At 61.0% G+C, this 26,380-nt stretch carries 21 protein-coding genes; 10 read left to right on the top strand and 11 right to left on the bottom strand.

The features are described from left to right. Nucleotides 1–79 precede the first annotated feature (79 nt). The 11 genes from ROI90_RS01605 to ROI90_RS01555 all read right to left on the bottom strand — a co-directional run bounded on the left by ROI90_RS01605 (nt 80) and on the right by ROI90_RS01555 (nt 12,772). Nucleotides 80–2,008: a T9SS type B sorting domain-containing protein gene (locus ROI90_RS01605; protein ID WP_315996589.1), complete on the bottom strand. Its 1,929-nt coding sequence runs from the start codon at nt 2,006–2,008 to the stop codon at nt 80–82. 79 nt (nt 2,009–2,087) lie between these two features. After that, nucleotides 2,088–3,590, bottom strand: coding sequence for a histidine ammonia-lyase (gene hutH, locus ROI90_RS01600; RefSeq protein ID WP_315996588.1), 1,503 nt, complete (start codon nt 3,588–3,590; stop codon nt 2,088–2,090). 153 nt (nt 3,591–3,743) lie between these two features. After that, nucleotides 3,744–3,953, bottom strand: coding sequence for a hypothetical protein (locus ROI90_RS01595; RefSeq protein WP_315996587.1), 210 nt, complete (start codon nt 3,951–3,953; stop codon nt 3,744–3,746). Nucleotides 3,954–4,058: 105 nt separating this feature from the next. Then, nucleotides 4,059–5,045, bottom strand: coding sequence for an MBL fold metallo-hydrolase (locus tag ROI90_RS01590; protein WP_315996586.1), 987 nt, complete (start codon nt 5,043–5,045; stop codon nt 4,059–4,061). A 166-nt stretch (nt 5,046–5,211) separates the two neighbouring features. Further along, nucleotides 5,212–5,601: a hypothetical protein gene (locus ROI90_RS01585; protein ID WP_315996585.1), complete on the bottom strand. Its 390-nt coding sequence runs from the start codon at nt 5,599–5,601 to the stop codon at nt 5,212–5,214. A gap of 314 nt (nt 5,602–5,915) precedes the next feature. Next, complete coding sequence (locus ROI90_RS01580) at nt 5,916–6,410, bottom strand: YciE/YciF ferroxidase family protein (protein ID WP_315996584.1); 495 nt, start codon at nt 6,408–6,410, stop codon at nt 5,916–5,918. A 271-nt stretch (nt 6,411–6,681) separates the two neighbouring features. Continuing rightward, nucleotides 6,682–8,097 (bottom strand): histidine--tRNA ligase, encoded by a 1,416-nt coding sequence (gene hisS / locus ROI90_RS01575; RefSeq protein WP_315996583.1) that lies wholly within the window; start codon nt 8,095–8,097, stop codon nt 6,682–6,684. A gap of 73 nt (nt 8,098–8,170) precedes the next feature. Next, the gene (locus ROI90_RS01570; protein WP_315996582.1) at nt 8,171–8,557 is read right to left on the bottom strand and encodes an STAS domain-containing protein; all 387 of its coding nucleotides are present in this window, start codon (nt 8,555–8,557) and stop codon (nt 8,171–8,173) included. 168 nt (nt 8,558–8,725) lie between these two features. Next, nucleotides 8,726–9,376: a DUF2459 domain-containing protein gene (locus tag ROI90_RS01565; protein ID WP_315996581.1), complete on the bottom strand. Its 651-nt coding sequence runs from the start codon at nt 9,374–9,376 to the stop codon at nt 8,726–8,728. 235 nt (nt 9,377–9,611) lie between these two features. Continuing rightward, nucleotides 9,612–10,082 carry a carboxypeptidase-like regulatory domain-containing protein gene (locus ROI90_RS01560; RefSeq protein ID WP_315996580.1) on the bottom strand — a complete coding sequence of 157 codons (471 nt, stop codon included), beginning with the start codon at nt 10,080–10,082 and terminating at the stop codon, nt 9,612–9,614. A gap of 209 nt (nt 10,083–10,291) precedes the next feature. Continuing rightward, complete coding sequence (locus ROI90_RS01555) at nt 10,292–12,772, bottom strand: outer membrane beta-barrel protein (RefSeq protein WP_315996579.1); 2,481 nt, start codon at nt 12,770–12,772, stop codon at nt 10,292–10,294. Between the two features lie 884 nt (nt 12,773–13,656). Here ROI90_RS01555 and ROI90_RS01550 point away from each other — a divergent pair. The 10 genes from ROI90_RS01550 to ROI90_RS01505 all read left to right on the top strand — a co-directional run bounded on the left by ROI90_RS01550 (nt 13,657) and on the right by ROI90_RS01505 (nt 26,345). Continuing rightward, nucleotides 13,657–14,904: an efflux RND transporter periplasmic adaptor subunit gene (locus tag ROI90_RS01550; RefSeq protein ID WP_315996578.1), complete on the top strand. Its 1,248-nt coding sequence runs from the start codon at nt 13,657–13,659 to the stop codon at nt 14,902–14,904. A 20-nt stretch (nt 14,905–14,924) separates the two neighbouring features. Then, complete coding sequence (locus tag ROI90_RS01545; RefSeq protein WP_315996577.1) at nt 14,925–16,457, top strand: serine hydrolase domain-containing protein; 1,533 nt, start codon at nt 14,925–14,927, stop codon at nt 16,455–16,457. A 48-nt stretch (nt 16,458–16,505) separates the two neighbouring features. Continuing rightward, nucleotides 16,506–17,963, top strand: coding sequence for a TolC family protein (locus ROI90_RS01540; RefSeq protein ID WP_315996576.1), 1,458 nt, complete (start codon nt 16,506–16,508; stop codon nt 17,961–17,963). Nucleotides 17,964–18,220: 257 nt separating this feature from the next. Next, entirely contained in the window at nt 18,221–19,219 is a 999-nt protein-coding gene (locus tag ROI90_RS01535; protein ID WP_315996575.1) for a hypothetical protein, read from the top strand. A 329-nt stretch (nt 19,220–19,548) separates the two neighbouring features. After that, the gene (locus ROI90_RS01530) at nt 19,549–20,292 is read left to right on the top strand and encodes an ABC transporter ATP-binding protein (RefSeq protein WP_315996574.1); all 744 of its coding nucleotides are present in this window, start codon (nt 19,549–19,551) and stop codon (nt 20,290–20,292) included. A gap of 59 nt (nt 20,293–20,351) precedes the next feature. Further along, a complete protein-coding gene (locus ROI90_RS01525; RefSeq protein WP_315996573.1) occupies nt 20,352–20,939 on the top strand; it encodes an RNA polymerase sigma factor in 588 nt (195 codons plus the stop codon). After that, a complete protein-coding gene (locus tag ROI90_RS01520; protein ID WP_315996572.1) occupies nt 20,929–22,188 on the top strand; it encodes an ABC transporter permease in 1,260 nt (419 codons plus the stop codon). Before ROI90_RS01525 ends, ROI90_RS01520 begins: the two co-directional genes overlap by 11 nt. 30 nt (nt 22,189–22,218) lie before the next feature. Next, nucleotides 22,219–23,409 carry an ABC transporter permease gene (locus tag ROI90_RS01515; RefSeq protein WP_315996571.1) on the top strand — a complete coding sequence of 397 codons (1,191 nt, stop codon included), beginning with the start codon at nt 22,219–22,221 and terminating at the stop codon, nt 23,407–23,409. A gap of 103 nt (nt 23,410–23,512) precedes the next feature. After that, nucleotides 23,513–24,895 carry a sigma-54-dependent transcriptional regulator gene (locus tag ROI90_RS01510; RefSeq protein WP_315996570.1) on the top strand — a complete coding sequence of 461 codons (1,383 nt, stop codon included), beginning with the start codon at nt 23,513–23,515 and terminating at the stop codon, nt 24,893–24,895. Nucleotides 24,896–25,046: 151 nt separating this feature from the next. After that, entirely contained in the window at nt 25,047–26,345 is a 1,299-nt protein-coding gene (locus ROI90_RS01505; protein WP_315996569.1) for a sensor histidine kinase, read from the top strand. The last annotated feature ends 35 nt before the right edge of the window (nt 26,346–26,380 follow it).

Here is a 26,380-nt window from a genome sequence, read left to right as displayed (position 1 = left end):
AGCCGCAAGCTACAAGCTTCAGGCCACAAGCGGCAAGCTGCCACTATGGCTTTACCGCCGCCGGCCGGCTTTCCGTAGCTTATTTGATGATGGTCACGGTGCCGTGCTGCACCAGGCGCTTGCCAGCCTGGTCGGTGGCCTCGAAGCGCCAGGCGTAAGCCCCCGGCACCGGCGGCGCGCTGCCGATGCGTCCGTCCCAGGTTTGGGTGCGGGTGGTAGCCTGGAATACCTGCTGCCCGTTGCGGTCAAGCACAGTGAAGCGAAAGTTATCCAGAAAGCGGCCTTTCAACTCCAGTACATCGTTCAGGCCGTCGCCATTGGGCGTGAAGGCCGTGGGTACGAACACCTTCACCAGCCGGGCTACCGAGACTACGTTGGAGTAGCTGGGGGACGATGCAGGCAGCCCGCCACCCGTGGCTTCCACGCGGTAGCGCACCGCCTGCTGGTCCTGGGGCGGCTGCAAGTCGAGGTAGGTAAGGCCGCTGACCGGCACGCGGCTCAGCTCGGTATTCGTGGGCGAAAGGGTGATGACGCGGTAGCTAACCGGCGCGGAAGCGGCCGGCCCACGAAAAGCCGTCCAAGTCAACCGGATTCTGGTGCCTTCGTCGTTATCGGCGCGGGCTTCCAGCAGCACGGGGCACACGGGCGCGCTGTCGGCCGAGCGGTTGCCGCAAGCATCCTGGAATCGGGCGGCGTAGCATAGCGGCTCGGTCAGGTTGGGCGTTACCAGGGAGTCGCGCACGAAGCGGGCCGTGGTAGCGCGCAGTTCCTGGCCGTTGCGCAGGTACGTGAGCTGCCCGCCGCCGGGGCTGCGCGGCACCACGGCCGTCAGCTCCACCTGGTTGCGCAGGTTGAAGGTGGCCGTGAGCAGCGGGGCCACCGGGGCCGCGCCGGCGGTGGTGGTTACACTGATTTCCTCGGAAATAGAGGTGGTAGCGCCGGCGGTGCGGGTGAGGCGGTAGCGGTAGGTGGTGCCGCAGGTTACGGCCGTATCCAAGTACTGCGTGGTTCCGGCCGGCACGGGCAGCGTGGTGGTAGTGGTGCCGGTGATGCGGGTGAGGGTATAGCTGCCGGGCTCGTTGGGGCTCCAGGTGAGCAGGTTTCGACCGTTCGGGGAAGTGCCGGTTAAGGTCAGAGAGCAGATGTCGGGGGAAGCCAGGCTGACCACGGCCGGCTGGCATTTATCCTGAAGCAGCAGCCGGTAGCAGCCGGGTAGAGTAGCAGTAGTTAGCGTGAAGCTGCGGAAGGTGCCGGCAATGGGAGCTACGGTGCGGTAGCCGCCCGGGACAGCGGCATCGGCCACCTGTAGGCTATACTGGTACTCGGGCTGCAACGCGTCAAACTGAAATTCTGCGGCGTTACCCTGTACCGTGAGGCTGCGCAGAAGTGGCCGCTGCGGGGCCGGAACAGGCGTGAAGGATTGAGTGGCAGTGCCAGTACAGATGCCGGTCTGGTTGTAGCGCCCCTCTACGCGCACCGTGTAAGGTCCGGGAGCCGGAAACGTGACGGTGGCATTGCGGGCGGCTGACACCGGCGCGGCGTTGCCCACTTGTACCAGATACTGGTCGTAATTAGTATCCGTAACGGTTACCTGCACGACGCCGGGCGTGCAGGTAGTTAGGGTGAAGGTAGGTGCTGGGGTGCTTTTTACTTCGTAGGTTTTAGATGCTATAATGCCTTGCGTACCACCCTGGGCCCCCTGGGTGTTTTGGGTAACAACCAGCACTCCGGGAACTGTAGGCGTGAAGGTGGTAACGGTATCAACAAAGCCGGTGCAAACGATGGTGCTAGCTTGGCGGTAGTAAATTTGCGCCGGATTCAGGCCTTTACCGCTGACGTCGCGCAGCCGTACTGGGCGCCCTACACATAGGTAAAATGGCAATTCCAGTCCGGTGGCAGCATCATAGGCTCTAAAATCGGCCCCCGAGTTGGGAGTAGGGGTGCACTGCGCCCAGATTTCCGGATGCAGGCCCAGCAGCAACAATACGAGCAGTAATAGTCGGTTCACATTCCCCATAACGCAGCACCTGCCCGGTTGCGTACCCGGGCGGAGCTAAAGTAACGAAAGGCCGGTAGAGGCTAGCGGTTTAGTGCTCCCACTCATACTCCCGCACGAAGGTGACGGCGGCATGCAAATCGGGATACAGCACCCGGTCCTGGCTCACGAAGGCGACTTTCTCGCGGAAGGCGGCCACCAGTTGCTCCAGCGGCGCGGAGGTGCGGGCGGGGCGGCGGAATTCCAGGGCCTGGGCCGCATTCAGCAGCTCGATGCCCAGCAGCTGCTCCACGTTCTGCACCACGCGCAGGGCCTTGGTGGCGGCGTTGGCCCCCATGCTCACGTGGTCTTCCTGGCCGTTGCTGCTCACTACACTGTCCACCGAGGCGGGCGTGCAGAGCTGCTTGTTCTGGCTGACAATGCCTGCGGCCGTGTACTGCGGAATCATCAGGCCCGAGTTCAGGCCCGGCTCGGCTACCAGGAAGGGCGGCAGGCCCCGCTGCCCGCTAATGAGCTGGGTGGTGCGCTGCTGGGAAATGCTGCCCAGTTCGGCCGTGGCAATGGCCAGCATGTCTAAAGCCAAAGCCAGCGGCTGCCCGTGAAAGTTGCCTCCGCTCAGGATGGCGTCGTCGTCGGGGAAGATGTTGGGGTTGTCGGTGACGGCATTACACTCGGTTTCCACTACCTGCTGCACGTAAGCCAGGGCATCGTGGGAGGCGCCGTGCACCTGGGGCATGCAGCGGAAGGAATAGGGGTCCTGCACGGCGGTTTTGGGCTGACTTTGCAGCTCACTGCCCGCCAGCAGCTCCCGAATGCGGCGCGCTACTGCTACCTGCCCGGCGTGGGGCCTGATGCGGTGCAGGCGCTCATCAAACGGCTCACTGCGCCCATCAAATGCCTCCAACGACAGCGCCCCGATGCAGTCGGCGGCGCGCAGGAGCCGTTGGGCCCGCAGGAGCCCATGCACGGCGTAGGCCAGCATAAACTGGGTGCCGTTCAGCAGGGCCAGGCCTTCCTTGGCTTCCAGGGTAAGCGGCTGCCAGCTGAACAGGCTCATGGCGTCGGCGGCGGCCAAGCGGTAGCCCTCGTAATGTACCTCGCCCAGGCCCAGCAGCGGTAGGCACAGGTGCGCCAGCGGAGCCAGGTCGCCACTGGCACCCAAGGAGCCCTGCTGGTACACTACTGGCAGCATGCCCCGGTTGTAAAAGTCCAGGAGGCGCTGCACGGTACCCACTTGCACGCCGCTGTGGCCGTAGCTCAGGCTTTGGGCTTTCAGAAGCAGCATCAAGCGCACCAACTCGGCGGGCACTTCCTCCCCCGTACCACAGGCGTGCGACATCATCAGGTTTTGTTGGAGCTGCTGCCGCTGGCTGGCCGGAATAGCCTTGTCGCAGAGTGCCCCAAACCCGGTGTTGATGCCGTAGATGGCCGCTTCCGGGGTGCGCTCCAGCCGCTGCTGCAAGTACTGGTAGCACGCGGCTATGCGCTGGCGGGCCTCCTCACTGAGAACAACATGAGCTTTGGAGCGCACCAGCTGGCGCAGAGTATCGAGGGTAAGCTGGGTGGAAGGCGTGAGCGAAAAATCCTGAGTCATGGAGGGGGAAGCGTGCCAGGGTGGTTGCGGCCGTTTACGGGTGCCAAGCTAAGGGTTTGCCCGCAAACCCGCCCGTGTAGCGGTACCGATTGCCAAGCAAAAAGGCCGGAAACCACAGCTTCCGGCCCTTTAGCGCCCTATGCCATAACGGTTCTAATCCAGATTACTGGTGGTGTCAGCGGCCATCATACTATCCGTAGTATCACCACTAGCCGACATATCATCGGTCGACATCTCAGTGGTGCCACCGGAACCAGTGCCGTTACCAGAGTCCGTATCACGGTTTTGTCCGCAGGAGCTGAGGGTGAGAGCCAGTAGCAGCACAGCAGCTACCGCCCAGGTAGAGAAGCGGGAAGTTTTCATGAGCAGAAGTATAAGGTGAATACTGGGCTGAATTCCAGCAGAAAGTTGCCCGGTGTGTAATCAGAATTGGGTAGTGCCCTGCCTGATAGCTCAGGGGACAATTACCTAAGTTGCAAGAGGGCCGACAGTGCGGGTAGCGCGCTGCCACAACAGAGCCCCAACCAGCACCAACCCGGCCCCAATGGCCCAGCCTGGTACCAGGCGCCGGGCGGGCGGCACGTACACTACTCCAGTAGCATCGGCCACGGCGGGCTCGGGCACGTAGCGCCCCTGGGCGGGCACGGCCAGCGCGGTAAAATCCAGCACTAAGCGGTTTAGCTGCTGCTGCAACAGGGGGCCCTGCATCGGAATGCCGTGCCCGGTGGCGGCCAGCTCCGGCTGCAAAGCAGCAAGCCGGGCCACCGACCGTCGGGCGGCCTGCCAGTCGGGCGTGAAGTAGGCGGGAGGGCCGTGTACCTCTTGGCGTTGGGTTAAAGTTGCCAGTCCCGATTCGGCCAGCACCGTTACGAAGGCGTCGCCGGCCAGCAAGGTGCTATCCTGCTCCCGAAACAAGGATACGTGGCCGGGGGTGTGGCCCGGAGTGGCTACCCAGCGCCAGGCAGGCAAGGCGGGCACTGAGCCATCGGCGGGCAGGGTCTGCACTCGGGCCCCCGGGTTGATGGGTTGTTTGGGGTAAAGGAAAGATAAGGTGGCCATGGCTCCGCCACCCACCGTGGGGTCGGGTGGGGGGTAGGCGGAGGCTCCCGTCAGGTAGGGCAATTCCAATGCATGCGCATATACCAGCACCCGTGGCCAGAGAGCCAGCACGTGCGCCAACGCGCCAACGTGGTCGAAGTGGCCGTGGGTGAGGATAATGGCTTGGGGTGGGTTATCGGCGCCGAACAGCTGTTCTGCTGCCTTCTGCACCTCCTTGGCTGAACCCGGCAGGCCAGCATCCAGCAGCACCCACTGCCGCGAAGAAGCCGAGGTGCGCAGGAAATACAGATTGGCAAACACGTTGCGGAGCCCCCAGATATCGGGCCGCACCTCAAACAGGGCAGAGGTGTTAGCGCGGGTAGCCTTGGGGGTAGAAGGTAATGGGGAAACGGCCATGGGCGTGTAATGTGATAGTCGTTAGCGGCCGGAAAGTGGCCGCGCGGGTTTAGGCCAGCGACAGGGCGAAACGGCGGCTCCCCGGCACCAGCAAGGTGGACCCAGGTAGCCGCCGTTTCAAGTGCGCGGATAGCTCAGCAAGAGGGACCCAGTACCAGCGTAAAAGCTAGCGGTTGGAGCCATTGGTGCCCGAGCCGGTTCCGCTCGTACCACCCGTGCCCGAGCCGGTTCCGCCTGTGCCAGTACCAGTTCCGCCGGTACCACCACTAGTACTACCATTAGAGCCGGTACCCGTGCCAGTTCCACTGCCGGTTCCGCCGGCACCAGTGCCCGTGCCACCCATTGAGTCGGAGCCGCTCGTCATATCTTCAGAGCCTCCGGTGGAAGGTGCGCCCGTGCCGGAGTTGTTGCCAGCCTCGTTGCCTCCGTTTTCCCCAGATTCGTAGCCATTAGTAGAGCTGGAGCCATTGCCACTACCTGAGTCATTGCTTTGTGGGTTGCAGGCGCTAAGTGCTATGGCACCCAGAACGGGCAAAAGAATGCGGTAATTGTACATAAGAAAGAAAGTGAGTGGGGTGAAATGATGAATGCGCCAGGCGGTTATGCCCCTGGCCAGTATTCATGCTCAGAGGCGTAATGATGTTATTTTAGGGTGCAACAAGTATTTGATAAGCTGTTCGGGCAGAAACAAATACTGATTTTACGTGAGTACATCCTTCGGATTACTACGTAGAGCTGCTTTAGTGCTATTCTACTATTCCCTGAGATAGTCCGCAAGCTGCGTGGCCGGAGGTAGACTATCCACTCCGGCCACGCAGTTGCCGTCAGAAGCAGGGACTTGGCCGAGTTATAAGGCCCCCTATGGCAGTTTTACAGCGCCTTTGCGTTGATATAGCTCTTGGCCAGCGTATTCAATTTGGTATCGGTGTTCTGCTCCTCGGCCAGGGTCTGGCGCAGGAGGGCAGCCGCCTCACTGTGACCCAGGCGCTCAGCATAGTGAGCCGCCGTGCCGTAGCCCGAAATTTCGTAGTGCTCCACGCGTTGGGCAGCGGCAATCAGGGCGGCATCCATCACTTCATCGGTGGCCCGCTCCGACATCGTTTCCTGGCCTTCGGCTATCAGGCCTTCCATGGCTTTGCAAGTGTGGCCGCCCAGGCTAATATCCAGCGCCTCGCCAATCTGCTCCAGGCGGGCTACGTGATTTTCGGTTTCCTGCAGGTGGGTTTCAAAGCCCTGGCGCAACTGCGGGTCGTTGGCTTTGGCAGCCATTTTGGGTAGTGCTTTTACCAGCTGTTTTTCGGCGCTGTACAGATCTTCGAGCTGCATTTCCAGCAGGTCGTCCAGGGTTTCGAGTTTGTCAAACATAGCGGTAGTAGTTGGGTGAGTGGTACGGGTAACTAGGCTAAGCAGCCCCGGTTTCCGTACGCGCCTGTTTAACTGGGAGTTAAGGACGAGTTTCGGCCGCTGCGTACTTATTTCCCGGTTCCAACCCAAGCCCCCACAACCGCTATTTGCCTCCTGCGGCGCCACGGGCGTGCAATACCTGTCCTGCAGCGCAACAAAAAGTGCGTGAATCACGGAAAGGAAAATCCGTAATTCACGCACCAATTAACATGCCGTTAGGCCGCGGGGGCAGCTAGGCCAGCAGGCGGGTGGCCTCGGCCAGCGTTACCACCTGTTCCTGCCCGGTAGCCAGCGTCTTGAGCTTGAACTGGCCGGCGGCGCGCTCCTCGGGACCCTGAATGAGCACGTAGGGGATACCCTTACCATCGGCGTACTTGAACTGCCGGCCCAGCTTGCCCGGCTCAGGGTACAGCTCACTGGCAACACCCGCCTCCCGCAGGTGGCGCAGCACAGGCAGCACAACCAGCTCACTCTCCGCATCAAAGTTGGCCAGCAGGCAGCGGGTGGTGGTGGCCACGGCCTCGGGGAACAGCTGCAGCTCCTCCAGGCAGTCGTAGAGGCGGTCAACCCCGAAGGAGAAGCCCACCCCCGACACGCCCGGCAGCCCGAAGGCCCCAGTGAGGTTGTCGTAGCGGCCCCCGCCGCTCACGCTGCCCATGTTCACGTTGTTAATTTTGATTTCGAAGATGCAGCCCGTGTAGTAGCTCAGCCCCCGGGCCAGGGTCACATCAAACTCCAGGTTCTGCCACTTCTCGAAGCCGAAGCCGCGCAGGTAAGCCAGCACCCGCTGCAAATCCTGCAGGCCCTTGTAGCCGTCGGCATTATCGGGCGCCACGCCGGCCGTGACGAAAGCCGCCAGCAGCCGCTCCAGCTTCTCCTCAAAGTCGCCGCCCACACTTAGCAGGTCGAACAAACGCTCGGTGGCGGCGGCCGAGAAGCCGCGTTCCAGCAGCTCCTTTTCCACACCTTCCCGCCCAATTTTGTCGAGCTTGTCGATGGCCGTAAACAGGTCGGTTTCGGTGCCTTCGCCGCCCAGGGCTTTGTAGAACGCGCCCAGCACGCCCCGGTGGTTGATTTTGATGGTGTGGTCGGTGAGGCCCAGCGTATTGAGCACTTCCGACATCATCAGCACAATTTCAGCCTCGCAGAGCAGCGAGTCGGTGCCCACCACATCGGCGTCGCACTGGTAAAACTCCCGGTACCGACCGCGCTGGGGCCGGTCGGCGCGCCACACCGGCTGAATCTGGTAGCGCTTGAAGGGGAAGGTAAGGGTGCCCCGGTTCATCACCACGTAGCGGGCGAAGGGCACGGTGAGGTCGTAGCGCAGGCCCTTTTCGGCAATTTTGGGCAGCACCTTTTTGGGGCCGGCCAGCAGGTCGTCGGGGGTCACTTCTTCCTTGATAACCTCGCCTTTCTGCTTTTTCAGGAAGTTGCCCGAGTTCAATACTTTAAACAGCAGCTGGTCGCCCTCTTCCCCGTACTTGCCGGTCAGCACCGAGAGGTTTTCGAGCGTGGGCGTTTCGAGTGGAGCGTAGCCGAACTTCTCAAACACACGGCGGATTACACCGAAAATATAGTTGCGGCGGGCCACTACGGCCGGGCCAAAGTCGCGGGTGCCTTGCGGAATGCTGGGTTTCTGGGCGCTCATCAGGAGGGTAACGAAATGCGGAAATACGGCCGCAAAATTCGCGGATTCTGCCGAGTTTTCGGCTCTTGGCTGCTTAACTCGGCCACAGGCTGGGTGTACCCGCCCGATTCTGGCCCGATTCAAAGTCAATTTCCTGGATGGCATCCAGCAAGGAGGGCACTAGCAGGGGCTGGGAGGCAGCATCCAGGTACAGAAAATGGTGCTGGGCCGGCTCCGGTACGTGGCACAAAATCAGGCGGCGGTGCTGGGCGTGCAGGATAAAGGCGTAAGCCAGCAGCAGGTCAATGGCTTCACTTGTCAAGGAATCAACCAGACTCAAGTCAACCAGAATGGCCGATTTTTCGCTGCGGCTGGCCCGGTGCAGGGCCCGGGTCAGCTTTACCTCATCCGAGGAAGCAGCGTCGGGGGAAAGAATTAACAGGAAGCCGTTTGGTAAAACTTCACGGTGGACATCAAGCATGTTTTCACAGATTAGGCAGAGCGGAGCGAGTGAGATGCATACACTGCCTACCTAGCTGAGGGTTGCGCCCAAATTGTAGTAAAAGGAGGCTACTTCTATTTTTATTAGAGTATTACAAGCCCTTCTTCGGATAGTATAGCTACGGGCTACTCAAAGCCGTTCCAACCATTAGCGCTGGGCCGCCCGCCGCACCTGAAACAACACGGAGCCTGCCAGCGGCGCTTTGAGGGCAGCCCGGAGCCCAGACCGGCGCAGGCCCCGGTTGGTCCAGTCGTTGCAAGTGCGCAGCGCATGGTAGCGGCCGGTGCCCAGAAAGAAGAAGTCTTTGGGGGTGTAGCCAGCGGGTTGGCGCAGCTGCACCCGGCCCAGGCTATCGGGCCGGAAACCCTGCTGCACGTAGGCGGTGAGTTGGCGGTATTGCTCCACCGAAATCCGCAGGGGCACTACGTGAGAGCCAGAATCGGGCGCAGCCCGATAGAAATTGACGTGCATGAGCGTCCTCGAGGGAAAAACTGCTCCGGCAATGGCCCTGGGTCCCGGAAACTTACCACCCATGGAACCCAGGTAAAACCGCTCATTGCCCCAGCCAAACGCCACGTAGGGGTAGCGTGCAAACTGCGTTGTAAGGGTAGGCTGGCTGAGCGCACCCAGCCAGTTGTGGCCGGTGCGGGGTTCTTGCAGCGGCAGCACCACGTCGGTATGGAAGCCGTTGGACACCACAAATATGCGTACCCCGCCCGGCGTTTGCTGAAACCGGCGGTTAACGGGTACCAGCGTCCCGCTCATCAGCAGCAGAATAAAAGCAACGAAAGCCGACATAGAAATTCGGGAAGCAGAATGCTGCGAAGGTAAGCGCCTACGCCGGAGCAGTAGCGCGAACTTTGCAGTTCGCGCCCCGGAACGATGTTATTACCCTATAAGCTAATGCTCTAACAGCGCAGGGACGCGAACTACAAAGCTCGTGCTACTCCGGGCAATAAAAACCGGCCCGGCTACCTACTTACTCCGGGAGCAAGCAGATAACCGGGCCGGGACTACCGGAAGCGTTAACTGGCTAGGAACGCACGCGCACCGCGGGGCGGCGGGGTTCCAGCTCCGCAACCGGCGCACTGCGCTTAGCCCAGGCTTTTTTGTCGGCGCGGGCAACCAGGGGCATGTTAAGCGGCACCATCACCACGGTGCCCAGGGCGTGAGCCGGCTGGCCGGCGCGCAAGGCCAGCACCGGCCCAACCTTGTGGTAGCCAAGCACCGTGGTACGCACCGTGTAGGTGCCCAGCGGTAGTCCGGTGGCCCGGAAATGCCCGTTGGCATCGGTTTCTACCGACTTCACAAAGCGGCCATCGGCGGCGCGCAGCACTACCACGTAGGAGTGGGGAATGGGCTCCTGGGTTTGCCCATCGAATAAGCGGCCCGATACGGTACCCCGGCGCGGGGCGGTATCGGTGGCCTGAGCGGGCAAGTGGGCGGCGGTAGCCAGCAGGAGGGAGAAGCCCAGCAGGGCGCGGAAAGCAAAGGACGTTTTCATGGCAGTACGGAAAAAAAGGATGGCGAAAAATGGCCGCTGCCGAAGCCTGGGAAACCGGCGCAACGCACGCCTGAAAGCCCCGAGGGCGGTCTGAAAAAACAAGGTTAATCGAGCCCGAAGCCAATACCAGGTAGTGCTTTTCGGGGCGTAATTCCACCACAAAGCGAGTGGAAACCAAGGAGCGAGTACAACCGCAGGCTGCTTACGAATTACCCACCGAAGCCCCCTCCTCCGCCTTTGGGCGCGCCGTCAATGCGGCCGGCTTTGGCTTTGGAGGCACCCACGTACCAGGTGAAGCCCAACCAGCCCACCCGCGTTTCGGGCTTGGTGTAGAGGTTGGCGGTAAGCTCTGGCGAATCGACAATGGATCGGCGCACCTGGGTATTGAGCACATCGGATACGCGTAGGGTGAGGGCGGCGCGGTTCTGCCACAGGCGCTGGCGCAGGGCCACATCAATGCCCCCATAGGCCAGGCGGCGGCCCTGGGCCGTGAGGATGGCCGAGTTGTACTGGCCGGTCAGCTGCACATCCAGGGAAGGCGTGGGCGTGAAGTTTTGGTTGAGGCGCACGTTGCCGGCCAATGCGCGGCGGTCCACGGTGTTTTCGGCGTTGGTCTGGAACTGGGTGCGGTAGAGCGAGCCGCTGGCCTGCACGCGCCACCAGGCCGTGAGGGGCTGGGCCCAGGTTAGCTCAAGGCCCACGTTGGCGGTGGTGCCGGCGTTGCGGTAGGTTTCTACCAGCACCAGCCCGGCGGCCGGGTTGCGGTTGGTAGCCACCGTATCCACGTTGCGCAGGCGCTGAATGGCGTTGTTGGTGAAGCGGCCGAACAGGGTAGTGGTAATTTCGGCCCCGCCGGGCAGGCTCAGCTGGTGGCCCACTTCCAGATTGTGGCTAAACTCGGCGCGCAAAGCCGGGTTACCGAGGCGGTAGAAGCGCGGGTCTTGGTACAGAGGCACGGCCAGCTGCTGCATGAAGTTGGGCCGGTTGAGGCGGCGGGCGTAACTGAAGGAAATCTGCTGGGGTTGCGCCCCGCCCTTGGTGGAGTCGGCGCGGCCCAGGCCCCGGCTGATGCTGGCGGTGGGAAACAGGCCCAGGTAATCGAGCTGAAACTTGCCTTGGCCGCCGTTTACGGCCCCGCTGGTGTTGGTATACTCGGTGCGCAGGCCGGCCTGGGTGTTCCAGCCGTTCCAGCCACGCTGGAAGTTGGCATAAGCAGCCGGCACCGTCTCGCGGAAATTGTAGGCCAGGGACCGGGCCGGGTCCCGCACGTATTGGCCGGGGGCGTCGGGCTGGAAGGCGAACAGGTCGGCGGTGCCGTTGCTGCGCTGCTGCTGCACTTTCAGGCCGGTTTCCAGCTTGCCCTTGTTGCCGGCCAGTGGGTGGGTGTAGTCGAGCTGGGCGAAATACACCCGGGCCTGCACATCCATCTGCTGCCGCCAGCCGCTGAGGGCACCAGCTTCCAGCGTTTGAGTTACGGGCACTTCGGCATCAATGAGAACCGCTCCACCCACGGCCGTTAGCTCGCGGCCTTTGTGGGCTTCCCAGGTGCGGCGGTAGCTGCCCACGTTTTCCAGCACCCGCACATCCACGTTCAGCTCCTGGCGGCCTAGCTGGGTGGTGGTGGGCTGGCCGGTTCGCTCGGTGCTGAGCTGCTGCAGGCTCAGGTCCCGCTCGTGCTGCCAGGTCGGCGACACGCTCAGGTTCAGGCTCTGCTCGGGCGTCAATTCATAATCCAGGCCCAGGCGCAGGGAGTGGGAGTCGTTCCGCTCCCGGCCGGTGCCATCCTGGCGGGTGGTCACGTCGCCGGAGGTCTGGCGGTTGTTGCTGCGGTTGCGGTAATACTCATCCTGCCGGTCGTAGCTCAGGCTCAGATTGCTTTTGCCCTGGTGCTTGTTCAGGCTCAGGCTGGCGTTGTACTTGTCGCCGGTGCCGCCCAGCAGGCTGGCTTGGCCATTTACGCCGTTTTTGGTCTGCTTTTTAAGAATCACGTTCAGCACGGCCGTGCCCTGGGCATCGTACTTGGCCGAGGGGTTGGTAATTACCTCAATGCGGGAGATGCGGGAAGCCGGAATCTGGTCGAGGCGCAGGCCGGTGCCGCCGTTGCTGCCCCCCGAGGGCTTGCCATCAATGAGGATGGTGAGGTTGGCCGAGCCGCGCAGACTCACTGCGCCGTTGGCATCCACGGCCACCGAGGGCACGTTGCGCAGCACGTCGGTGGCCATGCCGCCCACGCTGGCCAGGTCTTTCTCCACGTTGATAACGCGCTTACCGGGCTCATTTTCCACGGTAGCTCGCTCCCCCGTTACCGTCACGCCTTTCAGTTGAGTAGCAATAGGAGCCAGCTTTACGGTGCCCAGGCGCAGGGCGGGTGAGGTGGCCGTGAGCTGCACCGAGCGGCGGCAGTTCTGGTAACCCACCGCCGACGCCTTGAGCAGATAGGAGCCCAACCCCAGCTTCTCCAGCGCAAACGAGCCGTTTTCGAGAGTTTCGGCCCCGGCCACAAAGCTGGAATCCTGAGCGCGGAGCAGGATAACGTTGGTAAATGGCAGGGGCTGGCTGTTGGCTTGGTCGAGCAGGATACCGCTTACGGTGCCAGTGGGTTGCTGCTGGGCCGCGGCAGCCAGCGGAAAGAGCATAGCAAGGAACCCCAGGCCCCGCAGGGCCCGGCCAGAAGGCAGGAAGGAAGTCATAGGAAGGGAGTGGTTGAGGAAAAATCGGGCAAGGAGAGGCTGGGTCCGGTGGCCGCGGTTCCGCCGGAGGTAGCATGGTTGCCAGAAATTCAAGCGTGATGAGCAGGGGCACAAACCGCCGGAAAAGCGGGTGCCAGATAACCGAAAAACGCTGGGCGGCAGCAGGGAAGCAGGCGCTTCCGGCCGGGGCCCAACACCCGGCCCGGTTGGCGCAAGGTGGTTTTCGGGGCGGGTCGCGTCTAGCCCCGGTGAGGGAGCAGCGGCGCGGCCAGTACTTTATCTAATCAACGTTTCAAAGGTAAGCAAAGGTACTATGTAACGCAAGGTACTGATGAAATTAATTTTATGTTTCCTCGAAAGTCTTGTGTTTTAGTGCTTCGAAGTTGTTCGAAAACAACGCTCAGTTATCAAAGTCCGCCTACCAGGAATTGCTGGCTGACAGGGGGGTAGATGATAGCCAACTCCAAGGGGTTGCCCGGCGGTATATATTTTTTACCATATTCTTCCTGGCGGTAGCTGGTCGCCAGCCAAACCGCTTTCATGAGCACTAACGGCCGATAATGCGGCTTTCAAACCCCCGCACGCTTGTTCATCACGGGAACGTGCCAGGACCGAAATGCCGAGTGCCCGCCAGCTACCCATAAAGTCCGCAATCAGTTGATACTGCTTCCGGAGCCGTTGCGTCAGCGCGGGGCTTTATCTGTGCGCAGTTGCGCAGCAGGCCATCAGCCCCGGACAGTACCGGACAGCCTGTTCGGAAATGGACAGATTTTCAACTTTCTGTGAAGGTATACGAACTTGTATATTGATGATAATAAGGCGTTTGCAAAAATGGCACGGCCATTGGCTACGTTGGGTAGAACCTTCCTTCTACCTGTGCGAAAATGGACAGAGCTATACCTACTTCTACCCAAAACCGCCGTCAGCGCCGCCGCTGGTTGCTCGGGGCGGGTGTTCTGCTGGCGCTGGTAGCTGGCTTGCTGGCTTTCCGAAGCGTGCTTAAGCCCAGCCTCGACCGAAGCAGCATCCTGACGGCCCGCACCGAAACCGGCGACGTAGAAGCGGCCCTCACGGCAGCCGGCGTAATTATTCCGGCCCACGAAGCCGTCATTACCAGCCCCATCCCCAGCACCATTCGGCGGGTGGCCGTGGCCGTGGGTAGCAAGGTGCAGCCGGGCCAGACGATTTTGGAGTTGGACCGGGAATTAACCAATACGGCCCTGGCCAAGCTCCAGGATGAGCAGCAGCAGAACCGCAACAAGAACGGCCAGCTGCAGCTCAGTCTAGAAAAAGCCCTCAACGACCTTCGCTCCCAGGAGCAGGTGCAGCAGGTGAAAGTGCGCAGCCTGCAGTCGGCTCTCCGCGACGAGCAGTACCTGCTCAAAATTGGGGGCGGCACCGCCGAAAGCGTCCGCCAGGCTGAGCTGAACCTGCGGGTGGCCCAACTGGAACTGCGGCGCTTGGGCGAGCAAATCCGGAACCAGCGGGCTGCCAACGCCGCCGACGTGCGGGAACTGGGCTTCACCATGCAGATTCAGGACCGCAGCATTGCCGAGCTGGCCGGCAAGCTGCAGCAGGCCAACATCAGCAGCCAGCAGCCCGGCGTGCTCACCTGGGTGAACGAGGACCTGGGCACCACCGTGCAGGCCGGCGACCCGCTGGCCCGCGTAGCCGACCTGAGCCGCTTCCGGGTGCGGGCCACTATATCGGATGCCTACGCCGACGCCCTGCACCTGCAGGATGCTGTGGTTATCCGCATCAACGGTACCGATTTGCGCGGCACCATCAGCACCATCAGCCCGGCCGTGGAAAAGGGCGTGGTAACCTTCTACGCCACGCTGCAGCAGGACCACCACCCGGCCCTGCGCGCCAACCTGCGGGCCGATGTGTTTGTGGTAACGAAAGCCCACCGCAACGTGGTGCGGGTGAAGAATGGGCCTTTCTACCAGGGTGGCAAGGAGCAGCCGGTGTTTGTGGTGAAGGACGGGAAGGCCGTGCGCCGCACCGTGCAGTTCGGGGACAGTAACTTTGATTTTGTGCAGGTAACCGGCGGCCTAAGGGTGGGGGAGAAAATTGTGGTGTCGGATATGAAAGACTACCTCGATACCCCGGAGCTCACCATTCAAGACTAACCCCTTCACTCACTTATTTCATGTCTCCTTCTATTTCCATTTATCCCATGCTACTGCTTCGCTCCCTTTCCGCTGCTCTCGTTTTCTCGGCGGCTGCTTTGGCTAACGTATCCGCCCAGGCCCAGGCTCCCGGCTTTACTTCTCACCAGCAATTCAACGACACGCTGGTGGCGCAATTCAACCGGGGCGACTTTACCGCCAGTGAGGCATATAGCAGCGCGGCCCTGCGGCAGCTGGAGTCGGCCGGCAGCATGCGCAACTTCCTGGCAAAGCTGAAAGCCCAAACCGGCCAAATTACGGCCATCGTGCCGCTGCGCGACCAGGGCAAGCAGCACGAGTTTGAGTGGCGCGGCGAAAAGCAGAACCTGCGCGTGACGCTGGTGGCCGCCACCCCGGGCGTGCTGGATGATTATATTATTTCCGACTTCATTGCCCAGCCCACGGCCCGTACTACCCCGGCGCTAACGGACAACCAGCAGAAAAGCGTGCTGGACCAGGCTGTGCACCGCGCCGCCACCCTCTATATGCAACACCCGGATGCGGCGGGCCTTTCCATTGGTATCTATCAGGGCGGCAAGATGGCGTTTTACAACTACGGCGAGGTGGAGAAAGGCGCGGGGCGGCTGCCCACTTCCTCCACGTATTACGACTTAGGCTCGGTAGCCAAAACGGTTGTCGGGACGCTGCTGGCCCAGGCGGTGCTCGACAAAAAGCTGAAGCTGACCGATGATATCCGCCAGTATCTGCCGGGCCAGTATGCGAACCTGGCGTTTGAAGGGCAGCCGATTCAGGTGCTGCACCTGGCCAACCATACGTCCGGCATGCCCGGCGTGGCCCAGGTGTACAGCCCCGCCCGCAAGGAGTGGCAAGGCAACATGAGTCTGGTAGAAAGAACAGCTTATTACAACCAATACACCGCCGACAGCCTACTGCAGGATATGCACCGGTTCCAGCTGGAAACCAAGCCCGGCACTACTTACCGCTACAACGGCGTGGCCATGCTGGTGCTGCAGCTGGTGCTGGAGCGCGTGTACCAGCAGCCCTATGAGCAGTTGGTGACGAAGTATGTGCGCACTCGTTTCGGTATGCCCGACACCAAGCGGGTGCTTTCCGCCACCGAGCACCCGCGCTTCGCTACCGGCTACGACAAGCGCCGGCAGCCCCAGCAGCATCCCAACTACACGGGCTACTGGGGTGGTCCGAACATGAGCTCCACCGCCGCCGACCTGCTGAAGTACGCCGCCGCCAATCTCAAGGAGCGGGAGCCGGCCGTCCGCCTGGCCCACCAGCGCACCTACGGGGCTGATACCGGATTTGGGATGGGGCTGGGCTGGATGCTGGATACCGATTCGGAAGGCCAGCGCCGGATTTACCATGATGGGCAGTCCATCGGCTTCAACACCCGCTGTGTGCTCTACCCGGCCCAGGACGTGGCCGTGGTGCTGCTGGTAAACGAAAACATCAGCCAGAGCCGCCTGACCCAGTTGGAGCAGTGCCTGAAACGGGAGCTGCCCTCGGTGGCCCGCGCCACCCGCCCAACGCCGGGACAGTAGCCCGCGCACTTCCCCGCAGTTGCCATGTTGTATGCTTACCTCAACGCCATGAAACCTTTCATGCGGCTGGTTGCGCCCCTGCTGGGGCTGCTCTGCCAGCCAGCCTTCGCGCAAACCCCGCCGGCGCCGCTATCCTTACACCAGGTAATTGAGCTGGCCCTCACGCAGTCGGCGGCGGCCCAGCAAACCCAAACCACCCGCGACAAAAGCTACTGGCAGTGGCGCACCTACCAGGCCAATTACCGGCCCCAGCTGGGGCTGCAGGGCACGGTGCCGGGCTTCAGCCGCGTCATTACGCCCGTGGTGCAGCCTGATGGTACCACCGACTTCCGGGCCGTGCGCATCAACAACTCCAACCTGGCCCTCACGGTCAGTCAGAACATTGGCCTCACGGGCGGGCAGGTATTTGTGGCCTCGGAGGTGCAGCGGTTTGATGATTTCAATGGCCGGCTGAAGCGCTACAACAACCAGCCCGTGTCCATTGGCCTCACCCAGCCCATCGGCAAATTCAATAGCCTGAAATGGGACCGGCAGATTGAGCCCCTACGCTACGAGGAAAGCCAGCGCCAGTACACGGAGGAGCGCGAAACCATTGCCCAGCGCATCACGGAGCTGTATTTTGATGTGTTGGAGCAGCAGGTAAACGCTGAGGTTGCCGGCCAGAATGTGCAGGCCAACGAGGAGCTGCTGCGCATTGGCAAGGAGCGGTACCGGCTCGGCCGCCTTTCCCAGAGCGACCTGCTGCGGCTGGAACTCAACCTGCTGAACGCCCGCCAGGCCCGGGCCCAGGGCCAACTGGATGCTCAGAACGCCGCCGTAAGCCTGCAGAGCTACACCGGGCTGCGCGCCGATGCCCTGCGCCTCGCGGTGCCGGCCCCCACGCCCCGGCTGGTGGTGCCCGCCGAGCAGGCGCTGGTACAAGCCCGCCAGAATCGGAGCGTGGTGCTGGCCTTCCGGCGGCGGCTGTTGCAGGCCGAGCGAGAAGTGGCTCTGGCCCGCGGTACCACCGGGCTGCAGGCCATGCTGTCGGCCAATCTGGGCTACGTAAACCAGGCCGGCAACCTCTGGGACACCTACCTTGCCCTGCAGAACCAGCAGCAGGTGCAGCTCACGTTTGCCATGCCGCTACTCGATTGGGGCCGGCAGAAATCCGTCACAAAAACCGCCGAGCTGACCCGCCGGCAGGTGCAGACGGACGTGGCCCAGGAGGAAACCAGCTTCGAGCTAAGCGTGCAAGTACAGGCCACCCAACTGGCAACCCTGGGCGAGCAGCTAGATTTGGCTGCCCGCGCCGACTCCCTGGCCCAGCAGCGCTACGCCATTGCCCAGGCCACCTACAAAGTGGGCCGCATCAGCCTCACCGACCTCACCATTGCCCTGGCCGAAAAGGACCAGGCCCGCCGCGCCTACATTCAGGCCCTGCGTGCAGCCTGGGTAGCCCACTACCGCATCCGCGCCCTCACCCTCTACGATTTTGAGCGCCAGCAGCCCTTGGCCACGCGGTGAGAGTATGTTGCCATGTGCGCAAAGCCCAGTACGTATAGCACACAGTGCTGTTGGTAGAAAAGTATAAATTTTTAGTAAATAATTTATATATTATGTGTGTCATAGGCCTAGCTACAGTTGTGTCGGAGCTGAGAATAGGACTGGGGGGACAGTCAGTATTTCCACCAATTTTTCAATCATCACTTATGAAAAATAACCAGTTACTTGCTTTTGCCACCGCGTGTATACTCATGGTGGGCTGTCAACGGGAGGAGGTTGTGCCTACCTCTCAACTGGAAGAAGCGCAACACGCAGATGCCGTTGCAGAACCGGCCTGTGATGTAATTAGCTTCACAAAAGCCACCGGCCTGCTAAGCCAGGTATATAGCGACGGTGGCCGCGGCCCCATCCTGATGACCAGCTACAACTCCCGCTCTTCCAGTGAGCCAATAGCGGCCATGGTGTTTAATTCGGCAGTACCGCACTGGGAGGATCTGGATTTGGGCACCCCGAATGAGGCCTTCGGTGGCCCCGGGGTAGGTGCTGGCGGCACGCTCTCCAACAGCGTTCCGCTGGGCAATATTCTGGTGATTCAAAACTTCATTGATTGGGGCCTGACCCCGAACGATGACGACGTGAAGGGCAATATCACCTTCGATTTTAAAAACGTGGGTACCATCACGGCTACTTCCTTAACCGTCATCGATGTAGAAACAGCCTCGGAGCAAGAGGTTGGGACAGTAAATATGTATACTGCCAAGGGCGGAACGCTGCTTGGCAGCGCGACTTTCCCCGATACCGGCGCGGATGGGGTGGGCATTGTGGATTTAAAGAACACAGCTGGAGTCGGGTACATTGAAGTTGTGCTGGATGGGTCAATTGGCATTGATAACCTCGCTTTCTGCGTTACGCCGCCTACCACCAGCCGCTGCACTTACACCATCGGGTACTGGAAAAATCATTCGGAGCGCTGGCCGGTAGCCAGCCTGCAAATTGGTGCCACCACCTACACGAAAGCCCAACTGCTGACGGTGCTGAACACACCGGTACGCGGCAACGGGCTCATTTCGCTGGCGCACCAGCTGATTGCGGCCAAGCTAAACATTGCCAACGGCAGCAGTGGTACGGTTGTGCAGGCCGATGTTGCGGCGGCCGATGCGCTGATTGGTAGTAAGAACCTATTTACGGGTAGCTTGGCTCCCAACCAAACCAGCGGCCTGGTCGGCAAGCTGGATTCGTACAATAACGGCATCATTGGCCCGGGACACTGCAACTAGAAGCCAACCAGCACCAACGCAACTAACACATGGAAAAAGCCGGGCCTTAGGTCCGGCTTTTTTGCTGTCCGGCAGATGCAGCTCCAGCATTTTCAGTGGAAAATGATCAGGTGTAGCACCCATAACTGGCAATTCCGAACACATTGTCCGGAATTGGACAGCTTATGCGAAGTGATTAGAAAGTTATTTGTAAATAAATATCTGAAATACAAGTGTTTATACAAATGGCACGCGACTTGGCAATACTACTGTAACCCCAGTATCGGATTGCCCAAAACCGGACACCCCCTTGTTTCTCTAGCCCTCCACGCTTTCTTCCTCTGCTTCTCATGGAAAACATTCTGACCCCAACCGCAACCCGGCCCCATGCCAACGGTACCGCGCCGGTAGCTACCACTCAGCCCGTTATCCAGCTGCGCGACATTGAGAAAATCTACCAGACCAAGACCATTGAAACGGTAGCCCTGAACCGCGTAAACCTGACCATCAACAAGGGCGAGTTTGTATCGATTATGGGGCCTTCGGGCTGCGGAAAATCAACGCTGCTGAGCATTATGGGGCTGCTGGATGAACCCACGGGTGGCCTGCTTGAGTTGGATGGCCGCCCGGTGCAGTCGTACTCCGATAAAGAGCTGGCCTCGCTGCGCAACCAAAAAATCGGGTTTGTATTTCAGAGCTACCACCTTATCAACGACCTCTCGGTGCTGGATAACGTGGAGCTGCCGCTGCTGTACCGGCCCGGCGTGGGCGGCAAGGAGCGGCGCGAACGGGCCTACGCCGCCCTCGATAAAGTGGGCTTAAGTGCCCGTACCGGCCACTTTCCCAGCCAGCTCTCGGGAGGGCAGCGCCAGCGCGTGGCCATTGCCCGGGCCCTGGCCGGCCGGCCCGAAATTATCCTGGCCGATGAGCCCACCGGCAACCTGGACTCGGTGATGGGAGAGGAGATTATGGAGCTGCTGCTCAGCCTTAACCGCCAGGAGGGCACCACCATTGTGATGGTAACCCACGACGAGCAGCAGGCCCACAAAACCCAGCGCCTCATCCGCTTCTTCGACGGCAGCCAGGTGAGCTAGGCTTGAGTTACCAGTCGCCCGTTTCGAGTTGCCAGTCTGTTCAGGATTCCCCTTCGGCTATGAAAACGCTTGCCTTTCCTTTATCTGATGCTGCTTTGGTAGCCGCCTGCCGCCAGGGTAATGCTGCGGCCCAGGAGCAGCTGTACCAGCGGTTTGCGCCCCGCATGCTGGCCCTGTGCCTGCGCTACGTCCGCCACCAGTTTGATGCCGAAGACGTGCTGGCCCGGGGCTTTGTGAAAGTGTTTTGGGGGCTGCACCAGTTTGCGGGCACCGGCAGTTTAGCCGGGTGGGTACGGCGCATACTGGTGCACGAATGCCTGAGCTTCCTGCGCCGCCGCGAAAATCTTACGCTTAGCCTGGAAGCCGCCGACGTGCGCCACCTGTCTGCCCCGCAACCCTCCGCCGATGTGGAGTTGCAGGCCGCCGACCTGCTCCGGCTTGTGCAGGCGCTGCCCACTGGCTACCGCGCGGTGTTCAACCTCTGCGCCCTGGAGGGCTACACCCATCCCGAAGTGGCCGCGCTGCTGGGTATCACGGAAGGCACCAGCAAGTCGCAGCTTAGCAAGGCCCGGGCTCTGCTGCAACGGCAGGTAACGGCGCTTCACTCTTCTCTCCCCACTTCCTACGCCTACGCTCATGTTGCTTAGCTACCTTAAAATTGCCTGGAAGGTGCTGCTGCGCCGCAAGTTCTTCACCTTCATCAGCCTGTTCGGTATTTCGTTTACCCTGATGGTACTGCTGGTGGTGGCGGCCCTGTTCGACCACGCGGTGGGTGCCCACGCCCCCGAAACCCGCCTCAACCGCATGCTGTTCGTCAACTTCATCCACATCCGGTGGACGAGCGGCGGCAACCAGAACTCGTTTCCCAGCTACTACCTGCTGGATAAGTATGTGCGCCCGCTCAAAACGCCGGAGAAAGTGGCCGTTTACATCAACTTCCACGCCACGCCCAGCTACGTGGGCAACCAGCGCATCGACCTAGACCTGAAGTACACGGATGATGTCTTCTGGCAGGTACTGAACTTCTCGTTCCACGAGGGCAAACCCTTTGGGCCTGCCGAGTTAAAATCGGCCGCGCACGTGGCCGTTATCAACCGCACCACGGCCCGCAAGTATTTCGGTACCGACCAGGGTGTGGTGGGCCGCACCATTGCAGTAAACCAAACCAACTACCGCGTGCAGGGCGTGGTAGAGGATGTGCCCGTCATGCGCATCAGTTCCTACGCCGATGTGTGGGTGCCCCTAACCACCAGCCCCAATGACCTGCAGAATGCGCAGCTGAACGGTGACTGCGGCGCCATTATTTTAGCAAAATCGGAGGCCGATATTCCGGCCGTGCAGGCCGAGTTCAACCAGATGGTAAAGCGCGTGCCCCTGCCCGACCCGAAGAATATGCAGTACCTGCAGATGTACGCCGACTCGCTGCTGGCTTCGTTTTCGCGGCAACTCATGAATCCGTTTACCAACTATACTTCCGATGGTCTGGCGCTGCTACTTTCCATTCTGTCGGGTCTGGCGCTGCTGTTTATGCTGCTGCCGGCCCTGAACCTGGTGAACATCAATGTGAGCCGCATCATGGAGCGCTCCTCCGAAATTGGGGTGCGCAAGGCATTCGGGGCCACCAGCCGCACACTCATCGGGCAATTCCTGGTCGAGAATATCTTCCTCACGGCCATTGGTGGCTTGTTGGGGCTGCTACTGGCCTACGTGGCCCTGCAGCTGATTGGGGGAGCTGAGGTACTGGCCTACGCCCATTTCGGGCTTAACTGGCGGATTTTTGGCTGGGCCATGCTCATTACCCTGATTTTTGGGGTGCTCTCGGGCGTGTATCCGGCCTTTAAAATGTCGCGCCTGCAGCCGGTATTGGCCCTGAAAGGGGGCAGTGACAGCAAATAACTCGAGCACGAAGAATAGAAAAGTAGCCTTATGATACGTCACCTGTTTACCCTGATCTGGAACCGTAAGCGGTCCAACTTCCTGCTGATGGCTGAAATTCTGCTGTCGTTCTTCGTGCTGTTTGTGGTGAGCGTGCTGCTGGTGAGCAATTACTACAATTACCGCCAGCCTATGGGCTTTAAAGCGGATAACGTGTGGGAGTTCAACATCAACCCCGGCCAGGATACCACCAACCGCCGGGAAACGCTGCAGCTGCTGGTGCGGGAGCTGAAAGCCACGCCCGGCGTGGCCGCCGTTACCTGGATGAGCAATACGCCCTTTTCCTTCAGCAACAACAACACGGACGAGTACCGCTACAAAGGCAAAGGTGCCCCCGTCACTGAAATCTACGACACTGATGATGAGACGGTGGGCGTGCTGGGCCTGAACGTAACCGCCGGCCGCTGGTATGACCGGCGCGACGATGCCACTACGCGCTTCACAGTGGTGGTAAACCAGCGCTTCGCCGACGAAATGTTCGGGGGAGAATCGGCCGTGGGCAAGGTGATGACCAACGACAAACACGATGCGCAGTGGCAGATTGTGGGCGTGGTAAATGCCTTCCGGGCCGGCAGCGACTTTGCCTCTAACGAGCCGACCATCTTCATCCGGCGGGCTCTGCAGGATACGGCCCGGCTGGGTAACTCCGAGCAGCCCACGCTATTGGTGCGGGTGCAGCCTGGCAGCGGAGCGGTGCTGGAGCAGCAGCTGGTGCGCAAAATCAAGCAGGTGACCAAGGGTTGGGATGCCAACGTGAACACCCTGGCCGAGAACCGCAAGGACAAGCTCAAGTTCATGATGACGCCCCTGATTGCACTGGGACTGGTGGGCCTGTTTCTGATACTCAATGTGGCACTGGGCCTGTTTGGAGTGCTCTGGTACAACATCAACCAGCGTAAAGCCGAAATTGGGCTGCGCCGGGCCTTGGGGGCCACCGGTAATGCCATCAGCCGTCAGTTTCTGGGCGAAATGCTGGTAGTTACCACGCTGGGCGTGGCCGGTGGGCTACTGCTGGCCGTGCAGTTTCCGTTGATGGGCGTGTTTGGCCTAGCGGCGCCGGTGTATCTGGTGGCTATGCTGGTGGCTACCGTGCTTATTTTTCTGCTCACGGCCATCTGCGCGTTTCAGCCCAGCCGGATTGCAGCGAGTATTCAGCCGGCCGTATCCTTGCGCGAAGAGTAGCTTTGCTGATCGGACGCACTCAGTACGTCCACTTATGCAGAAGAAATCATCCCAGATTCCTCGATTTCTCTGCCGCTTTTCCGTCCTTCGCCCACGCTGAGCTATGATCCTTATTATTGACGACGATATAGCAGTCCGCACTTCGCTGGGGCTGCTGCTGAAGCAGGCCGGCTACGCGGCCAAAAGCGTAGCCACGCCCGCCGAGGCGCTCCGCCTGGTGCAGGATGCCCTGCCGCGCCTGGTGCTCATGGATATGAACTTCTCCCTGGATACCAGCGGGCACGATGGCCTGCAGCTACTGGCTCAGGTGAAGCGCCTGGCCCCGGTTGTGCCCGTTATTCTGATTACCGGCTGGGGTAGCATCACCCTGGCCGTGGAAGGCATGAAGGCCGGAGCCGCTGAGTTCGTGACCAAACCCTGGCAAAACGACTCCCTGCTGCAAACCATCCGCACCATTCTGGCCCTGCACGAGCCCGACGTGGAAACCGACCCCGCCGCCCTCTCGCGCCGCCAGCTTGATAAGCAGTACGAGCTACGCGGCATTGTGGGTCAGGATGCGCGCCTGCTGCAAGTGCTGCGCAATGTGGGTCAGGTAGCCGCCACCGATGCGTCGGTGCTGATTGAGGGCGAATCGGGGACGGGCAAGGAGCTGATTGCCGAGGCCGTGCACCAGAACAGCCAGCGCCGCCGCCAGCCCTTTGTGAAGGTGAATTTGGGCGGCATTTCGGCTTCCTTATTTGAGAGTGAAATGTTTGGGCACCGCCGTGGAGCCTTCACCGACGCCAAAACCGACCGGGTAGGCCGCTTCGAGCTGGCCAACGGCGGCACCATTTTTCTGGACGAAATCGGGGAGTTGGACTTGGCCTCCCAGGTGAAGCTGCTGCGGGTGTTGCAGGACCGCACCTACGAGGTGCTCGGCGACAGTAAGCCCCGCCGCCTGGATATCCGCGTGATTTGCGCCACCAACCGCAACCTGGCCGAAATGGTGCAGCAGGGCCGCTTCCGCGAAGACTTATTCTACCGCATCAACCTGATAACGGTGCGCCTGCCCGCCCTGCGGGAGCGGCCCCAGGATATTCCGCTGCTGGTGCAGCACTTCGTGGATGGACTGCGGGCCACTTACAACCGCCCCGCCCTGAAGGTAAACACCCGCGCCATGCACTGGCTACAGGAACAGCCGCTGCCTGGCAACATCCGGGAGCTGAAAAACCTGGTGGAGCGCGCCGTGCTGGTATCGGGGAAGGATGAGCTGGGCCCCGACGACTTCCAGGCCCAGTTTCAGCGCCTGCCCGCGCGCCCCGCCGAGGCCGGAGAGCTGCCCGAGCCCGGCACCATTACCCTGGATGAGCTGGAGGCCCACATGATTAGGCGAAGTCTGGAGCACTACAACGGCAACATCAGCCGCGTAGCCAAAGCCCTGGGCCTCAGCCGGGGCGCTCTGTACCGCCGGCTGGAGAAATACGCCATTCCCTTTGATGCAGAATGATGTAAGTGAACGTCATGCAGAGCCGGAGGCGAAGCATCTCGCGTGCGGTTGTCAGATTAGTCCTGCAACATCAGCGCGCGAGATGCTTCGCCTCCGGCTCTGCATGACATTCTTTTACTCCTAACTTCCAGCTCCTAACTCCTCAGAGTGCATGACCCTGCGCGTTAAGTTTCTGCTGTTTGTCGTCATCATTCATGCCGTGCTGCTAGTGCTGGCGGCCCAGGTGATGCGCACGAATGCGCCGTTGTTCGTGGGGCTGGAAGCACTGCTGCTGCTTAGTATCGGGCTGACGGTGCAGCTGTACCGCGGCTTTGTGCGGCCGTTTCAGCTCATTGCGGCGGGTACGGAGGCTATCCGGGCCCGGGACTTCTCCATGAAATTCGTGCCCGTGGGTCAACAGGAAATGGACCAGCTGATTGGCGTGTACAACCACATGATTGAGGAGCTGCGCAAGGAGCGCGTAACCCAGCACGAGAAAAGCTACCTGCTCGAAAGCCTCATTCAGGCCTCGCCGGCCGGGGTGCTGCTGCTCTCGTTTGAGGGGCGGATTGAGGGCGTTAATCCGGCTGCCGAGCGAATTTTGGCGCAGCCCGCGGGAAAATTGCTGGGGCAGCCGCCGGCCCACCTGCCCGGTGATTGGGGGCCGGCGCTGGCCACTCTCACCAGCCAGGAGCCGCGCGTGGTGCAGCTCTCCGGGCTCCAAACCTACCGGGCCAGCTGCTCCCACTTCATCGACCGGGGTTTTCAGCGCCAGTTTATTGTGCTGGAAGAGCTGACGCAGGAGCTGATTCAGCAGGAGAAAAAGGCTTATGAGAAGTTGATCCGGATGATGTCGCACGAGGTGAATAACTCCATTGGGGCCATTAACTCCCTGTTGCAGAGTTTTCACTACTACGCCCCCCAGCTCACGCCCGACGACCAAACCGATTTTCGGGAGGCCCTGGACGTGGCCATCACCCGCAACACTCACCTGGCCAACTTCACGGCCAGCTTTGCCAACCTGGTACGCCTGCCGCCTCCCCAGCTCCAGCCCACCGATGTGCACGAGTTGCTACGGTCCATTGAGCGGCTTTTGCAGGTGCAGGTAACTCACCGGCGCATTCAGTGGCAGCAGGAGCTGGCTACTGCGCCCCTGGTAGCCACCCTGGACCCGCTGCAGCTGGAACAGGCCCTGCTCAACATCTGCAAAAATGCCCTGGAAGCCATTGGCCAGGATGGTAACCTGTGGGTGCATACCAGCCTGAGCCCGCCCAGCATCTGCATCGAAAACGACGGCCCGGGGATTGACCCACAGGTGCAGCGCCGCCTGTTTACGCCCTTTTTCAGCACCAAGCGCGACGGGCAGGGCATAGGCCTCACGCTCATACGCGACATTCTGCTGCAGCACAACTTTCGGTTTCAGCTGGCAACCCAGGAAAACGGCCGCACCGCCTTCACCATTTGGTTGTAGCGCCACCTGGGCCAGTCCGGCTGAGGTCGGATTCA

Source organism: Hymenobacter endophyticus (assembly GCF_032464715.1).
Taxonomy (GTDB): Bacteria; Bacteroidota; Bacteroidia; order Cytophagales; family Hymenobacteraceae; genus Hymenobacter; species Hymenobacter endophyticus.
The sequence above is the reverse complement of the archived record's forward strand: the minus strand, read 5'-3'. Positions and strand labels throughout refer to the sequence as shown.

Bases quoted from the DNA above. Each gene is read 5' to 3' on its own strand.
- hisS (WP_315996583.1), bottom strand. From the start codon at position 8,097: ATGAGCGCCCAGAAACCCAGCATTCCGCAAGGCACCCGCGACTTTGGC.
- ROI90_RS01565 (WP_315996581.1), bottom strand. From the start codon at position 9,376: ATGTCGGCTTTCGTTGCTTTTATTCTGCTGCTGATGAGCGGGACGCTG.
- ROI90_RS01545 (WP_315996577.1), top strand. From the start codon at position 14,925: ATGTCTCCTTCTATTTCCATTTATCCCATGCTACTGCTTCGCTCCCTT.
- ROI90_RS01595 (WP_315996587.1), bottom strand. From the start codon at position 3,953: ATGAAAACTTCCCGCTTCTCTACCTGGGCGGTAGCTGCTGTGCTGCTA.
- ROI90_RS01515 (WP_315996571.1), top strand. From the start codon at position 22,219: ATGATACGTCACCTGTTTACCCTGATCTGGAACCGTAAGCGGTCCAAC.
- ROI90_RS01560 (WP_315996580.1), bottom strand. From the start codon at position 10,082: ATGAAAACGTCCTTTGCTTTCCGCGCCCTGCTGGGCTTCTCCCTCCTG.
- ROI90_RS01570 (WP_315996582.1), bottom strand. From the start codon at position 8,557: ATGCTTGATGTCCACCGTGAAGTTTTACCAAACGGCTTCCTGTTAATT.
- ROI90_RS01590 (WP_315996586.1), bottom strand. From the start codon at position 5,045: ATGGCCGTTTCCCCATTACCTTCTACCCCCAAGGCTACCCGCGCTAAC.
- ROI90_RS01585 (WP_315996585.1), bottom strand. From the start codon at position 5,601: ATGTACAATTACCGCATTCTTTTGCCCGTTCTGGGTGCCATAGCACTT.
- ROI90_RS01530 (WP_315996574.1), top strand. From the start codon at position 19,549: ATGGAAAACATTCTGACCCCAACCGCAACCCGGCCCCATGCCAACGGT.
- ROI90_RS01540 (WP_315996576.1), top strand. From the start codon at position 16,506: ATGAAACCTTTCATGCGGCTGGTTGCGCCCCTGCTGGGGCTGCTCTGC.
- ROI90_RS01525 (WP_315996573.1), top strand. From the start codon at position 20,352: ATGAAAACGCTTGCCTTTCCTTTATCTGATGCTGCTTTGGTAGCCGCC.
- ROI90_RS01510 (WP_315996570.1), top strand. From the start codon at position 23,513: ATGATCCTTATTATTGACGACGATATAGCAGTCCGCACTTCGCTGGGG.
- hutH (WP_315996588.1), bottom strand. From the start codon at position 3,590: ATGACTCAGGATTTTTCGCTCACGCCTTCCACCCAGCTTACCCTCGAT.
- ROI90_RS01505 (WP_315996569.1), top strand. From the start codon at position 25,047: ATGACCCTGCGCGTTAAGTTTCTGCTGTTTGTCGTCATCATTCATGCC.
- ROI90_RS01555 (WP_315996579.1), bottom strand. From the start codon at position 12,772: ATGACTTCCTTCCTGCCTTCTGGCCGGGCCCTGCGGGGCCTGGGGTTC.
- ROI90_RS01550 (WP_315996578.1), top strand. From the start codon at position 13,657: ATGGACAGAGCTATACCTACTTCTACCCAAAACCGCCGTCAGCGCCGC.
- ROI90_RS01520 (WP_315996572.1), top strand. From the start codon at position 20,929: ATGTTGCTTAGCTACCTTAAAATTGCCTGGAAGGTGCTGCTGCGCCGC.
- ROI90_RS01580 (WP_315996584.1), bottom strand. From the start codon at position 6,410: ATGTTTGACAAACTCGAAACCCTGGACGACCTGCTGGAAATGCAGCTC.